This is a genomic window from Cryobacterium sp. SO1 (genome assembly GCF_004210215.2).
Classification (GTDB): Bacteria; Actinomycetota; Actinomycetes; order Actinomycetales; family Microbacteriaceae; genus Cryobacterium.
In genome coordinates this window covers 3094259-3107663 of sequence record NZ_CP067394.1, presented here as the reverse complement: position 1 = coordinate 3107663, position 13405 = coordinate 3094259, and the positions used below count along the sequence as shown (strand labels likewise).

Below are 13405 nucleotides of genomic sequence, written 5' to 3'. Positions count from 1 at the left end.
AAAGTGCTCACGCGCACATCCGCGGGCGCAACCCCCTTCAACTCGGAGCGATCATCCATGACAACTGGCGGCCCAGGCGACTCACGTCCCTCGAAGAATCAGCGTCGCGACGCCGCGCGCACGAAGGCCGCACAGATCCGGGTGGAGCAGAAGAAGCGCGACCGCCGCAACCGGGTGTTCCTGCAGGGCGGCATCGCCGTCGCCGCCATCGCCGTGGTGACGGCCATCGTCCTGATCATCGTCAACTCCGTGCAGCCGGCCGGTCCCGGCCCGCGCAACATGGCCAGCGATGGTCTCCTCATCGGCGAGGGCCTGACCGCCGTGACCACCCCGGCGTTGCAGCCGGGCGCCGAGCTGGTACCGTCCACCCCGGACCCCACCGGCGCCGTCCCCGACATCCGGGTGTACATCGACTACCTGTGCCCGTTCTGCGGCACGTTCGAGACCACAAACGCCGAGCAGATCTCGCAGTGGGTCGACTCAGGCGCCGCCACCGTCGAAATGCACCCGATTTCTATTTTGACCAGCAAATCCGCGGGAACCCAGTATTCGCTTCGGGCCGCGAACGCGGCCGCTTGCGTGGCGGATTCCTCGCCGGACGACTTCCTGGCCTTCAACTCGGCGCTCTTCGAGGCGCAGCCCGTCGAGGGCACGGCCGGGTTGAGCGACGACGACCTCAAGGGCATCGTGACGAGCTCCGGCGTGTCGGCGAACCTGTCCACGATCAACGACTGCATCGACGAAACCACGTTCAAGTCCTGGGTGCAGGACGCCACGGACCGGGCGCTGAGCGGACCCATCCCCAATTCGACCTCCCTTGAGGCGATCACGGGAACCCCGACGGTGCTTGTGAACGGCAAGCAGTACGTGGGCGCCCTGGACGACCCCAAGGAGTTCGCGGCTTTCGTGCTGCAGGCAGCCAGTGAGGCGTACTCCACCACAACCCCCACGCCGACCGCCACGCCCACCGAGACCCCGGCCGGATAGCCGGCTGTTTCCTTCCCGAATCCGGCCGCGGGCGCGAATGCGTCGTCATCGTGTCGTCGGGTGATTTAGGATGAATGCTCGAGGCGGTTCGATTGCCTCATGCCGGCCTGGCGCAATTGGTAGCGCACCACTCTTGTAAAGTGGGGGTTACGGGTTCAAGTCCCGTGGCCGGCCCCACACCCTCTGAAATCACTGGGATCCACGCCGATCCGGCTCTGACGGAATCTGCCGCAGTCGTGATTCAGCGAAGATGAGAAACGACGGCCGGGCAGCGAGCGCGGCGTCGCGGGCGCGGCCCGTGCGGCCAGGTGGCGCAGCTTCGGCCCTCCGGCTCATTGTGGCGTGAGGCTCTCGATATGGTCGGATGCTGTGCAGTCGAAATTCCGGGTAGTGGTCGATCGAATACTCGGCCACGAAGCTGAGGGCACGCGATGCAACGTCAGGCGACGAGCTCGCGGAGTCGCTGGATGTCTGCGGTGACCCTGTCGAGTGCGGTGCCAATGGACTCGTCACGGTGGGTCGCGAGGGCATCCAGAATCCAACCGCGCAGGAGGGTGGACACCGGAACGTCGAGCTTATCCGCAAGGATCTCAATCGCGGCGACGTCGTCGGGCGCGAGCCGAACGGCAACCGGAACCGACTTGTTGGGACGGGACGGGGTGGCTCTGGGCGGCATCGGTTCGTCACGTGTGGCATCTGCCTCGGCGGCGACATTTTCAACCAGCTTTTGGATGTTGCTGCTCACTGTTCAAGCCCTTCTCGATACGTTCGCCGGTCTGCGGTGCCGGCTCGCCATCCATTCGCACCCCACCACGCCTGAGTGCGGTCATCCCGATGGATCAGGACGACCACGATCACAGCGCTCGCCGTGTGCGAATAGCCGAGCACTCGCGCGCTGTTGCCCGACGTGCTCTTGGGGTCCGGGTCGAACCACTGCGCGTCGACGTCAGCCAGCGCTTCCGTCGCCTCAGTCACGGACACTCGATGCTTCGACCACATGTGATCACTGAGGTGCGTCCAATCAACGTCGAACCCCATAGTGGAAGTTTACGATTGTAAACACCGGCCTGCAAGGGGGTGGTGGGGCCGAAACGGGACAGAACGCACGTGAGGGTTACGGGTTCACGTACCGTCGCCGGCCCCACTTTCCTGGCGCCCGGGCACCTCGGGCTACGATGACCCCGTGTCGGCCAGCCGCAGCGCCGGCGGAATCGAGGATTCCCATGTTCACCTTGCACATCGAACACTCCGTCGGGGACTACGACGCGTGGAAGCGGATGTTCGACTCGGATCCGCTCGGCCGCAAGACCGCCGGCGTCTCCGCGTTCCGGGTCATGCGCCCGGTCGACAACGCGGGCTCGGTGCGGATCGACCTCGACTTCGAGTCCCGCGCCGATGCGGAGAAGATGAAGGTGGCGCTCGAGCAACTCTGGAAGGGTCCTGGGGCGGCCTTGATGCGCGACCCCCGCGCGCTGCTCTCCGAAACAGTGGAAGACATCACCCTGTGACGGGACCGCGACCGGGCGGCGAGATCCTGACCGATCCGACGCTCATCTCGGCGGCCGATGAGATGCACCTGGCCCTTGCACTGGACGTGGCCCGGCGCTCCCGAACGAACGGCAATCACCCGTTCGGCGCCATCCTCGTGGCCGGTGACGGCACCGTACTCGAAGGCCAGAACACCGTCGTCACCGCCGGCGACCCGACCGGGCACGCCGAAACCAACCTCGTCCGCCTCGCCAGCGCACGTCTGTCCACCGACGACCTGCGTTCGAGCACCCTGTACACCAGCACCGAACCGTGTGTGATGTGCTCCGGTGCCATCTACTGGGCCGGGATCGGCCGGGTGGTCTACGCGCTGCCCGAACAGATGCTCGCACAGGTGGTGCCGGAACAGGGCGGGGAACCCACGCTGGACCTGCCCTGTCGGGACGTGTTCGCCCGCGGCGGCAACACCGTGCACGTCGCTGGACCTGCGCTCATCGCCGACGCGGCTGCCGTGCACGCGGGGTTTTGGGACGCCGCTCACTGACAGCGGGAGTCAGCCCGTCGCCGGGCCGTCGGTCGAGAGTGCGCCGCTCAACCGCCGGCCCGGCGGCTCAGGGAGTCGGCCGGTGATGACGTGCGCGACCACCACGGCCACGATCACCAGCGGCATCACCGCGAATGCGTCACTGCTGAGCAGTACCGTGGCCAGCAGCACGCTGGTCAGCGGCAGGCGCAGCATCGACACGCACATCGCCCCGATGCCCACGCCCACCGCCGGCACCAACGCCATCCCCGGCAGGTGCGAGGCCGCCACCCCCAGGGCGGCGCCGACGAACATTGCCGGGAAGACCGGGCCGCCCCGGAACGCGCTGAGCGAGAGCCCATAGGCCAGCGCCTTACACAGCACCAGCAGCAGCAGGGCGCCCACCGGCCACGCTGCACCGCCGGAGAGGAGCGCGGGCAGCGCCGACTGGCCGGAGAAAAGCACTTCGGCAGTGTCCTCTCCGGTCACAACCGCGAACAGCACGGCCAGTCCGGCGATCGCCACACCCAGCGCGGGCGTCACGATGATCCGGTGAGCGTGCACGAACGGCCGCACGATGCGGGCGAGGGCCCGGATGCCCCAGGCGACCAGCGGGCATCCGGCCCCGAGCGTGAGAGCCCAGAGGAACATGGCCAGGGTGGGGGTGGAGAACGCCGGCAGGTCGGGGAGGGCGAGGGAAAAGGTGCCCAGGCCGGTCCAGGAATCCAGTCCGACGAAGACGAGGGAGCCGATCCCGGCCGCGAGCAGTCCAGGCAACAGGCCCACCCCGAGCATTGCGCCGGCCAGCCCGGAGGCCTCCATCAGCAGGAACGCGCCGAGCAGAGGCGAGCCGAGCAGGGTGCTCACGGCAGCGAAACTGCCGGCGGAAGCGATCACCGCGACGGCCGTCGGCGGGGAATCCTTCTTGATCAGCAGCAGTGCGAGGGCGCCCAGGCCGCCGCCGAGGGCGATCAGCGGTGCCTCGGGGCCGAGCACGGCGCCCAGGGCCAGGGTGGCCAGGGCGGCCAGGATCAGTCCCGGCAGTTCCCGGGGCTCGGGGAACCCACCGGCTTTGAAGCCCTCCGAGGGCGGATGGCCGCTGGTGCCCGGCAGTCGCTGGATGCTCAGCGCCACCAGCAGCCCCGCCAGGGCCAGCAGCGGGAACGGCCACCAGAGCGGCACGCTGGCGAAGCCAAGCATGCCGGGCATCTCGGTGAACAGGTACGCCTGCAGCCAGTCCACCAGCGCCAGGAAGCCGTAGGCAGCGATGGAGACCGGCACCCCGATCAGCCCGGCCAGGAGGAGGATGCGGAGGTAGCCGCGAGAACGGATCACCGCCAGCGGATCGACCGCACTCGGTGGCGCTGCCGGCGGATCGGGGTGGGCGGGCATGTCGCGATCCTCCTCGGTCGGGGCGGGCGTGGCGGAGTCCCAGCCCACGCTGGCCCTGTCGTGTTGCCTGCGCAAGGCCGGTGCCGCCGCGCCGCCAATGGGGGATGGTCGGCCGGTTGTCCGGTTCACTAAGCTGACCGCCATGTATGCGCTCTTCTCTGCCGTGCTCCTGGTGCTCCTCATCGCCGCCCTGGTGGACATCATCACCCGGCAGGAGGGGCAGGTGAAGCACCTGCCCAAGGTCCTCTGGGTGATTCTGGTGATCTTCCTCCCGGTAATCGGCAGTGTGCTCTGGTTCGCCATCGGCCGGGAGTATCCGGCGCGTGCCGACCGGCCCCGGGTGAATGTGCCGCGCCGTCCGGCGTACCAGGGGTTCGCGGAGCCGCCGGTCCGGCGGGTGCGCACCACCGAGGAAGAACTGGCCGACCTGGACCGGGAGATCGATTTCCACACCGAACAGGCTCGCATCCGTCGTATCGAGGCCGAGCTGGCCGAACGGCGGAGGCCGACGGACGAACCGTGAGGCGGCCGGCGGACGGGGAGCGCGACTGAGCGTCACGCGGAGGGCTGTCGACGGTCTACGCTCGGGTTTGTGGTCAGAGACAACAAAACTTCTTTGCATCCCGTTCTCTCCGAATTCGACAAGATGGTCGCGGGGGAATGGTACCGGTACCGCTTCGGGCCCGAGCTGGCGGAAATGACGACGAGCACCCAACCTATCTGCCGGCAGATCACCGCGCTCTACGACGACGACCAGCCCGCTGCGCATACGCTGGTCAACGAGATGCTCGGCAGCGTGGGCGCCGGAGCGGACTTCCGGCCGCCCCTGTACCTGGACTACGGCGCCCAGCTGCACGTGGGTGCGAACACCTTCTTCAATGCGGACTTCCTCACGCTGGGCGGCGGATAGATCACCATCGGCGCCAACGTGCTGGTGGGGCCGAGCGCCCGGCTGTACACGCCGAGTCACGCTCTGGATGTTCAGGAGCGCCGCGCGGGCTATGAGCGGGTCTTGTCGATCACCATAGAAGAGGACGTCTGGCTCGGCGGCAACGTTGTGGTCTGTCCCGGTGTCACCATCGGAGCTGGGTGCATCATCGGTGCCGGCTCGGTCGTCACCAAGGATGTGCCGCCGGGGGTCATCGCCGCCGGCAATCCGGCCCGTGTGGTGCGCGCGATCGGACCGGACGACCGGATCGGGCTGGGCGCGGCCTCACCGCGGCCGCGGGTCGCGGCAAGTCAGAACTGCCCGAGGATCTCCTGGCGCTTGGCCGCGAAGTCCCCCTCGGTGACCAAACACTCATCCCGCAACCGGTCCAGCTCCTGCGCGCACGCGTACGCTGGAGCGATGAGCACAACACCCCAGCACGCCCTTCCCTCTGGATTCACCGCGCGATCGACCGCGACCGAGGTGCTCGCCGGCATCGACCTCGGCGGCAAGACGGCCATCGTCACCGGCGGCTACTCCGGCCTCGGCATCGAGACCGTCGCCGCGCTCGCCGCGGCCGGCGCCCGGGTGGTGGTGCCGGCCCGGCGTCCAGAGGCGGCCTGGGCCGCCCTGGATGCGCGCGGCCTGGCCACCGTGGAGGTCGAGGCGCTCGACCTGGCCGATCTGGTCAGCGTGCGCGCCTTCGCCGAACGCTTCGTGGCCACCGGCCGCAGCATCGACATCCTGATCAACAACGCCGCCATCATGGCGTCCGCCGAGGCCAGGGTCGGCGACGACTGGGAGTCCCAGTTCGCCACCAACCACCTCGGTCACTACGTGCTGACCAACCTGCTCTGGCCCGCGCTCACGGCCGAGGGCGGCGCCAGGGTCGTTGCGCTGTCGTCGACGGGCCACAAGCTCAGCGGCATCCGCTTCGACGACCCCAACTTCAGCTCCGGCTACGACAAGTGGCAGGCGTACGGGCAGGCCAAGACCGCCAACAGCCTCTTCGCGGTGCACCTGGATGCCCTCGGCGCCGACTCGGGCGTGCGCGCGTTCGCCGTGCATCCCGGCGGCATCATGACCGAGTTGCAGCGACACCTGCCCCGGACGGAGATGATCGCCGCGGGGTGGATGACCGAGGACGGCACCGTGAACCCGCTGTTCAAGTCCCCGGAGCAGGGCGCGGCCACCTCCACCTGGGCGGCCACCTCGCCGATGCTCGCCGGCATGGGCGGCGTCTACTGCGAAGACTGCGACATCGCCGAACCCACCGTGGCCGGCAGCGCCACGGCCCGGATCAGCGGAGTCGACGCGCATGCCATCGACCCGGCTGCGGCGGCCAGGCTCTGGGCCTTCTCGGCCGAGCTCACCGGAGTGAACGCCTTCGCTTGACCCTGGCACTGCTCCCGACCGCCCGCCCCGCCCAACTGTTTCCGCAACGGACAAGTGCACCCGGTGCGCCGGGTGCAGTTGTCCGCATGGGCAACAGTTGCGAACGCTCGGCCGGGATTCTAGGTTGGGGAGATGGGCGAGGATGCGGGTCGGGCAGTGGGTGCGGCTGAGGTGCCGGGTCGGGCTGGAGATGCGGACGGGACGCTGTGGGTCGAGCAGGGAATCCCGGCTCCAGCACGGCGCGCGCTCGTCGCAGCGGGCATCCTTACTGTTGAGGACCTGTGCAGGGCGGACCCGGATGTTCTCGCCCGGCTGCACGGGATGGGCCCCAAGGCGCTGGCGCGGTTGCGTCCGCTGTGCGACGGCTGACACCCCGGCCCCGGTTCGTCCGGCCCGCGATCGCCTAACTGTTTCCGTAACGGACAAGTGCACCCGGTACGCCGGGTGCACTTGTCCGCACGGGTAACAGTTGCGACTGCGCAGCCGCAGCCGCGCGAAGCGGATGCGGCTTACTCGCCTGGCGTGAAGTTGAGCGAGATCGAGTTCATGCAGTAGCGGTCGCCGGTGGGGGTGCCGAAACCGTCGTCGAACACGTGGCCCAGGTGCGATCCGCAGGCGGCGCAGCGTACCTCGGTGCGCACGACACCGAGCGAGCGGTCTTCGATGAGCTCGACGGCCTCGGGGCGCACCGACTCGTAGAAGCTCGGCCAGCCGCAGCCGGAGTCGAACTTGGTGCCGCTCTTGAACAGCTCGGCGTTGCAGGCACCGCAGGTGTACACCCCTGCACGACCCTCGTCGAGGAGCTCGCCGGTCCAGGCTCTTTCGGTGGCCGCACCGCGCAGCACGCTGTACTGCTCCGGGGTGAGTTCAGCCTTCCATTCGGCGTCAGACTTGGTGACCTCGTAGTCCATGGTGCGTCCTTTCAATCCAGTCTCGGCAGAGAACTGCCTCCAGCGTAAACTCGGCCGGCGGCCCTGGCATTCCCGGCTGCGGCACACTCGGTAATTGCCCAGCCGATTCCCACCTTGACGGTATCGGGTCCGGGTCTTGCGCGACAGGCGGGACCGGTCAGGGAAAACCCAGTCCGTGCCAAATAGGATGACGCGTATGGCGACCAGTGAGCACGGCGAGAGCGAACGGCGCGCCGACGGCGCTCTGGGCCTCAGCCCTCGCGATAAAAACCTGCTCGCTTTCGAGCGGCGCTGGTGGTCACAGCCCGGCGCCAAGGAGCAGGCAATTCGCACCGAGTTCGGCCTTTCAGCCGCCCGCTATTATCAGATGTTGGGTGCCTTGCTCGACTCGCCGCTTGCCCTCGCGCACGATCCCATGCTGGTCAAACGACTGCAGCGGATGCGTGACGCGCGCTCGCAGGCACGGTCGGCCAGAGCCATCCGCCCCATCGAGTAGGGAACCTCCTACCGTATGTTCAGCCAACCGAGGATCGAACCAGACAGACGATGCCCACTTCGTACCCGAAAGACCGCTTCGATGACCTCCCCCACAAGCTCGACCGGGTGGGGGCGCACCGAGCACCAGCCAAGAAGGGGCGCCGGTGGGTTGCGGTGTGGTGGGCGCTCGGCGCGACCGCTCTGCTGATCGGTGTGGGTGCCGTCGGCCTGACCGTGTTGGACAACCGGTTGAATTTCACCATTCCCGGGATTGAGGCCGAGACGCCCGCTGCGGAGCCGACGACCGAGCCGGTGCCCACCGCGGAGCCGACCACTGACCCCAGTGCGAGTGTCACGGTGCTCAACGGCACCCCGACGACCGGCGTGGCCCGGTCGGTGGGCGACCTGCTCACCACCGGCGGCTGGACCGTCGGCAGTACCAGTGACGCAGACGCCGAAGACGTCGTCACGACGACCGTTTATTACTCGGATGCCTCTCTGGAGGGCGCTGCCCGCGGTGTGGCGGCCTTGCTGCCCGGTTCGGTGGTGTTGCTTTCCGAAGACTTCGCGGGCTCAGACGCCAGCCTGACCGTCGTGGTCGGCTCCGACTACGCCATGCCCGTCGAGTGAGCTGACCACCCGTCTCGAGCCATACTGGGAATGCGGCGCACAGTCAACCCCCTTTTGATCTTGGCTCCCGTCACTAGTGTCTGCAGTGGTCGCTCATCTTCTCTGAAAGCGCTCTCAGCCTGAGGGCGCTTTCACAAGACGGTGGACGCAGTTTCTGCGCCAGGCCCGGTCACACCAACGGGTGAGTGCCGAAATACAACACTGCACTAGGGGAGTTTCACATGGCGAACGGAACCGTCAAATGGTTCAACGCTGAAAAGGGTTTCGGCTTCATCACTGTCGATGGAGGAGGACAGGACGTCTTCGTTCACTACTCCGCCATTGACATGCACGGCTACAAGGTTCTTGAAGAAGGTCAGCACGTCATCTTCGAACTCGGTACCGGAGCCAAGGGTCCGCAGGCCGAATCGGTCCGCCCGGCTTAACCACCACGCGTCGAACAGCATCACCCACCCGCTCGATCGGGATCTTCACGAACACTGATCGAGCGCCGATTGTCAGTCACGCCACCACCTAGACCGCCAGGCAGACATACCAGGCGGGCTAAAGTGTGTGGCGTGACTGCGTTTCGGATGTCCCTTCGGCCCACCCGTCGATCCCGGCCCCGCCTGCGCGGGCCGCTCGCGGCGATCCTGGTCGCCGCCGGGCTCGGTCTGGGGCTGGTCGGCTGCTCGGCACCGCAGCCTGAGCCGACCGCATCACCGAGTCCGACACTGCCACCCGGCGTCGCGCCCCTGCGCGGCACACCGGTGGATCCGGCCGCTTCCGAGCATCCGTCGTTGGCCGTCAAGATCGACAACCACCCCGCCGCCCGGCCGCAGATCGGCCTCGAGAGCGCCGACCTGGTCTTCGAGGAACTGGTCGAGGGCGGGCTCACCCGCTACGCCGCCATCTGGCACTCCGACATGCCCGCCGAGGTGGGTCCGGTGCGGTCGATCCGCCCGATGGACCCCGAGATCCTGAGCTCCTTCGGCGGGATCGTGGCGTATTCGGGCGGACAGCCGCAGTTCGTCGACGCGATGAAGGCCACCCCGCTGTTGAACGTCATCTTCGACGAGGATGCCACGGGCCTGTTCGTTCGCGCCGAGGACCGGGATTCCCCGCATGACCTGGTGCTCGCCGCGGACGAAACCGTGCGGCTGCACTCCGACCTCGCCGAGCCGCGCGCCCAGTTCGACTATGCCGACGGCGGCGAAGACACCACCGCGGTCCTGGCCGGCGACCCCACGGCCACGATCGTCACCCGGTTCTCCGAGGCCGGCGGGCGGGCCTGGGACTGGGACCCTGCAGCGGGCTACCTCCGCAGCCAGGACGGCGCCGCGGACCTCGACACCACGGGAACCCAGCTGCGCGCCACCAACATTCTGGTGCTGCGGGTGGAGGTGGACCGGAGCGGCGAGGTGCCCCGCACCATCCTGACCGGCTCCGGTGAGGCCTGGGTGTCGACCGGCGGGTCGACGATGCCGGCCACCTGGTTCAAGGATGGCCCGGCCGCGCCGATCCGGTTGGCCGACGCGGCCGGGGCCACGATCGAGCTCGCACCTGGAAACACCTGGATCGAACTGGTTCCCGCTGACGGCGGCAGCGTGGAGCTGGTGCCCTGACTCGACCGTCCGGCAGGCACCGACGCCCCATGTTCACTTGCACTCTCGACCCCAGAGTGCCAGAATCGGTTTAGCACTCTGCTGTTTGGAGTGCTAACCCATCATCGTTTTGGTAACGTCCGGGAGGGACGAGAAACACATATGGCAAAGATCATTGCTTTCAATGAAGAGGCCCGTCGCGGCCTTGAGCGCGGCCTCAATATCCTCGCTGACACGGTCAAGGTGACCCTCGGCCCGCGCGGACGCAACGTCGTGCTGGAGAAGAAGTGGGGCGCCCCCACGATCACCAACGACGGCGTGTCCATCGCCAAGGAGATCGAGCTCGACGACCCGTACGAGAAGATCGGCGCTGAGCTCGTCAAGGAGGTCGCCAAGAAGACCGACGACGTCGCCGGCGACGGCACCACCACTGCCACCGTTCTCGCTCAGGCTCTGGTTCGCGAAGGCCTGCGCAACGTCGCAGCCGGCGCCGACCCGATCAGCCTCAAGCGCGGCATCGAGAAGGCCACCGCTGCGGTCATCGCCGAGCTCATCGCCAGCGCCAAGGAGATCGAGACCAAGGAAGAGATCGCGGCCACGGCTTCGATCTCTGCCGGCGACGCCGAAATCGGCGCGATCATCGCCGAGGCCATCGACAAGGTCGGCAAGGAAGGTGTTGTCACCGTTGAGGAGTCGAACACCTTCGGCACCGAGCTGGAGCTCACCGAGGGCATGCGCTTCGACAAGGGCTTCCTGTCGGCGTACTTCGTCACCGACCCCGACCGTCAGGAAGCGGTCTTCGAAGACCCCTACATCCTGATCGTCAACTCAAAGGTCTCCAACATCAAGGACCTGTTGCCGATCGTCGACAAGGTCATCCAGAGCGGCAAGCAGCTGCTCATCATCGCCGAGGACGTCGACGGCGAGGCCCTGGCCACGCTCGTTGTGAACAAGATCCGTGGCATCTTCAAGTCGGTTGCCGTCAAGGCCCCCGGCTTCGGTGACCGTCGCAAGGCGCAGCTGCAGGACATCGCCATCCTCACCGGCGGCCAGGTCATCTCCGAGGAGGTCGGCCTCAAGCTTGAGAACGTCACCCTCGACCTGCTCGGTAACGCCCGCAAGGTCGTCATCACCAAGGACGAGACCACCATCGTCGAGGGTGCCGGCGACGCCGAAGCCATCGCCGGTCGCGTTCAGCAGATCCGTAACGAGATCGAGAACACCGACTCGGACTACGACCGTGAGAAGCTCCAGGAGCGTCTCGCCAAGCTCGCCGGTGGCGTTGCCGTCATCAAGGCCGGCGCCGCGACGGAGGTTGAGCTCAAGGAGCGCAAGCACCGCATCGAGGACGCCGTTCGCAACGCGAAGGCAGCCGTCGAAGAGGGCATCGTCGCCGGTGGTGGCGTTGCACTCATCCAGGCCGGCAAGACCGCCTTCGAGAGCAAGGCCATCCTTGACCTCGTCGGCGACGAGGCAACGGGCGCGAATATCGTGCGCGTCGCCATCGACGCTCCGCTCAAGCAGATCGCGCTCAACGCCGGCATGGAGCCGGGCGTTGTCGCCGACAAGGTGCGCAACCTGCCCGTCGGATTCGGCCTCAACGCCGCGACCGGTGAGTACGTCGACATGATCGCCGCCGGCATCAATGACCCGGTGAAGGTCACCCGCTCGGCGCTGCTGAACGCATCGTCGATCGCCGGTCTGTTCCTCACCACTGAGGCCGTCGTCGCCGACAAGCCCGAGAAGAACCCGGCCCCGGCCGGCGACCCCTCGGGTGGCATGGACTTCTAAGTCGCGCCTCACCAGCACTGACGAATAGATGTGGGCGTCCCCTTCTGGGGGCGCCCACATTCGTGTGTCCGGTGCGGTTCTCGAACTCCTGGGTGTTACCGTGCGGTATGGGGACGCGGGGGTTGTCGACGTCGTCGGGCACGCTGGTGCCGGCGGCGTTGCTGGCGGTCGCACTCCTGGCCGGATGCACGACTGAATCGCCAGTACCGGCAGAATCGGCAGTTGGCCCGAGCGGCACCCCGGCCCCGGCGGATGCGGTCACCGCACCGGCATCCAGGCTGGGCCTGGACTGCGCCGACCTCGTGCCGGATGATCTCGCTGCCGAAACCGTGGCCACCGGACTAGTGCCGCTGCCATATGCTGCAGCGTTGCTCGGCGGGGGCCCGCTCAGCTACGCGATCGAGCAGCTCGGCGGAACGGCCTGCGCCGCGACAGCCCTGACAACTTCGGTGCCGGTAGTGGGGGTCGAGCCGGTCGAGCCGGTCGTCTCCGGCTACACGGTGCTCGTGCTCCCCGACGCCGCCGAGATGTACGCCCGCTACGCGGAGCTCTATACCGACGTCCCGAGCGGCGCCGATGCGCCCTACGGTGACTCCTTTGGAGGTGCATGCTTCGGTCGCGGCGCTGAGTCGTCGTGCACGAGCAACATCCTCGTCGGCAGCACCTGGATCGACGTGCAGCTGACGGGCATCGATGCGCACGCAGCGCTCAGCGACGATGATGTGGTTGCGCGCGTAGCTCCGTTGATCGAGTCCATCGTCACGACGGTGGCGGATGCCCCGGCGCCCGGGCCGCTCTGGACGCCGGCCGGGAACGCGGTGGAGTTGCCGGCCGACTGCACCGTCTACGCCACCGCCGACGAGGCGCGGTCGACATTCCAACGCACCGAGGAGCTGTGGGTCGGCCCTGCGGGCGGCGGCGGCTGGGGTCTCTCCGCGGGCGCGTGGACCATGAGCGGAGCTGAACGATGCTCCTGGCTGCTGGAGAACTCCGACAACGGCGTACTCTCCGTCGAAGCACTTCCCGGTGCGGCTTGGGCCTACGACGCGATGTTGAGCCTGACCGCAAGACCCGACCAGGGCGCCAGGAGCGAGGAATCGATCCCGGGCGTCGAGCGGGCCTCGTTCGCCTGTGGCAGCTCGACCGAGACCTGCAGCCTCGACACTGTGATCGGCGGCAACTGGGTGCAGTTCAATACCTCGTCTGCTCACGGTGATCCTGACGTTCTACGCGACAGATTGACCCGGACCGCGGCAGGAGCCGCCGCACGTCTCTCCGGCTGAGCCGGCCCGTAGCCGGC

General features: G+C 67.6%; 17 protein-coding genes and 1 tRNA gene. 14 read left to right on the top strand and 4 right to left on the bottom strand.

Annotated features, from left to right (window positions below):
• Positions 1 to 57 precede the first annotated feature (57 nt).
• Both BJQ95_RS14745 and BJQ95_RS14740 read left to right on the top strand, forming a co-directional pair.
• On the top strand, positions 58 to 987 hold the full coding sequence (locus tag BJQ95_RS14745; protein ID WP_130177613.1) for a thioredoxin domain-containing protein: 930 nt from the start codon (positions 58 to 60) through the stop codon (positions 985 to 987).
• A 101-nt stretch (positions 988 to 1088) separates the two neighbouring features.
• A tRNA-Thr gene (locus BJQ95_RS14740) sits at positions 1089 to 1164 on the top strand.
• A 262-nt stretch (positions 1165 to 1426) separates the two neighbouring features.
• Here the strand turns inward: BJQ95_RS14740 and BJQ95_RS14735 are convergent.
• Together BJQ95_RS14735 and BJQ95_RS14730 are read right to left on the bottom strand one after the other, a co-directional pair.
• A complete protein-coding gene (locus tag BJQ95_RS14735) occupies positions 1427 to 1732 on the bottom strand; it encodes a CopG family transcriptional regulator (protein ID WP_130177612.1) in 306 nt (101 codons plus the stop codon).
• The gene (locus BJQ95_RS14730) at positions 1729 to 2025 is read right to left on the bottom strand and encodes a transposase (protein WP_130177611.1); all 297 of its coding nucleotides are present in this window, start codon (positions 2023 to 2025) and stop codon (positions 1729 to 1731) included. Before BJQ95_RS14730 ends, BJQ95_RS14735 begins: the two co-directional genes overlap by 4 nt.
• A 185-nt stretch (positions 2026 to 2210) precedes the next feature.
• Here BJQ95_RS14730 and BJQ95_RS14725 point away from each other — a divergent pair, with 185 nt between their 5' ends.
• Together BJQ95_RS14725 and BJQ95_RS14720 are read left to right on the top strand one after the other, a co-directional pair.
• The gene (locus tag BJQ95_RS14725; protein ID WP_130177610.1) at positions 2211 to 2495 is read left to right on the top strand and encodes a hypothetical protein; all 285 of its coding nucleotides are present in this window, start codon (positions 2211 to 2213) and stop codon (positions 2493 to 2495) included.
• A complete protein-coding gene (locus BJQ95_RS14720; protein ID WP_240694728.1) occupies positions 2492 to 3019 on the top strand; it encodes a nucleoside deaminase in 528 nt (175 codons plus the stop codon). Before BJQ95_RS14725 ends, BJQ95_RS14720 begins: the two co-directional genes overlap by 4 nt.
• A gap of 9 nt (positions 3020 to 3028) precedes the next feature.
• On the opposite strand, the gene BJQ95_RS14715 is transcribed toward BJQ95_RS14720, so the two are convergent.
• Positions 3029 to 4390, bottom strand: coding sequence for a chloride channel protein (locus BJQ95_RS14715; protein ID WP_256041401.1), 1362 nt, complete (start codon positions 4388 to 4390; stop codon positions 3029 to 3031).
• Here BJQ95_RS14715 and BJQ95_RS14710 point away from each other — a divergent pair.
• From BJQ95_RS14710 to BJQ95_RS14690, 4 genes are all read left to right on the top strand, one after another.
• Positions 4389 to 4913: a PLD nuclease N-terminal domain-containing protein gene (locus BJQ95_RS14710; RefSeq protein WP_240694789.1), complete on the top strand. Its 525-nt coding sequence runs from the start codon at positions 4389 to 4391 to the stop codon at positions 4911 to 4913. The genes BJQ95_RS14715 and BJQ95_RS14710 overlap by 2 nt on opposite strands.
• Positions 4914 to 5006: 93 nt before the next feature.
• On the top strand, positions 5007 to 5300 hold the full coding sequence (locus BJQ95_RS14705; RefSeq protein WP_256041400.1) for a maltose acetyltransferase domain-containing protein: 294 nt from the start codon (positions 5007 to 5009) through the stop codon (positions 5298 to 5300).
• A gap of 102 nt (positions 5301 to 5402) precedes the next feature.
• On the top strand, positions 5403 to 6713 hold the full coding sequence (locus tag BJQ95_RS14695; RefSeq protein ID WP_305088557.1) for an oxidoreductase: 1311 nt from the start codon (positions 5403 to 5405) through the stop codon (positions 6711 to 6713).
• A 132-nt stretch (positions 6714 to 6845) separates the two neighbouring features.
• The gene (locus tag BJQ95_RS14690) at positions 6846 to 7082 is read left to right on the top strand and encodes a helix-hairpin-helix domain-containing protein (RefSeq protein ID WP_130178128.1); all 237 of its coding nucleotides are present in this window, start codon (positions 6846 to 6848) and stop codon (positions 7080 to 7082) included.
• A 140-nt stretch (positions 7083 to 7222) separates the two neighbouring features.
• Here the strand turns inward: BJQ95_RS14690 and msrB are convergent, their stop codons facing one another.
• The gene (gene msrB / locus BJQ95_RS14685) at positions 7223 to 7624 is read right to left on the bottom strand and encodes a peptide-methionine (R)-S-oxide reductase MsrB (RefSeq protein WP_130178129.1); all 402 of its coding nucleotides are present in this window, start codon (positions 7622 to 7624) and stop codon (positions 7223 to 7225) included.
• Between the two features lie 196 nt (positions 7625 to 7820).
• Between msrB and BJQ95_RS14680 the strand changes: the two genes are divergently transcribed.
• The 6 genes from BJQ95_RS14680 (at position 7821) to BJQ95_RS14655 (ending at position 13388) form a co-directional block, all read left to right on the top strand.
• Entirely contained in the window at positions 7821 to 8120 is a 300-nt protein-coding gene (locus BJQ95_RS14680) for a DUF3263 domain-containing protein (RefSeq protein ID WP_240694790.1), read from the top strand.
• A 50-nt stretch (positions 8121 to 8170) separates the two neighbouring features.
• Positions 8171 to 8731, top strand: coding sequence for a LytR C-terminal domain-containing protein (locus BJQ95_RS14675; protein WP_130178131.1), 561 nt, complete (start codon positions 8171 to 8173; stop codon positions 8729 to 8731).
• A 221-nt stretch (positions 8732 to 8952) separates the two neighbouring features.
• Positions 8953 to 9156 carry a cold-shock protein gene (locus BJQ95_RS14670; protein ID WP_088457037.1) on the top strand — a complete coding sequence of 68 codons (204 nt, stop codon included), beginning with the start codon at positions 8953 to 8955 and terminating at the stop codon, positions 9154 to 9156.
• Between the two features lie 132 nt (positions 9157 to 9288).
• Complete coding sequence (locus BJQ95_RS14665) at positions 9289 to 10335, top strand: DUF3048 domain-containing protein (RefSeq protein WP_130178132.1); 1047 nt, start codon at positions 9289 to 9291, stop codon at positions 10333 to 10335.
• Positions 10336 to 10476: 141 nt separating this feature from the next.
• On the top strand, positions 10477 to 12105 hold the full coding sequence (groL, locus tag BJQ95_RS14660; RefSeq protein WP_110128146.1) for a chaperonin GroEL: 1629 nt from the start codon (positions 10477 to 10479) through the stop codon (positions 12103 to 12105).
• A gap of 122 nt (positions 12106 to 12227) precedes the next feature.
• Positions 12228 to 13388 carry a hypothetical protein gene (locus tag BJQ95_RS14655; protein WP_130178133.1) on the top strand — a complete coding sequence of 387 codons (1161 nt, stop codon included), beginning with the start codon at positions 12228 to 12230 and terminating at the stop codon, positions 13386 to 13388.
• The last annotated feature ends 17 nt before the right edge of the window (positions 13389 to 13405 follow it).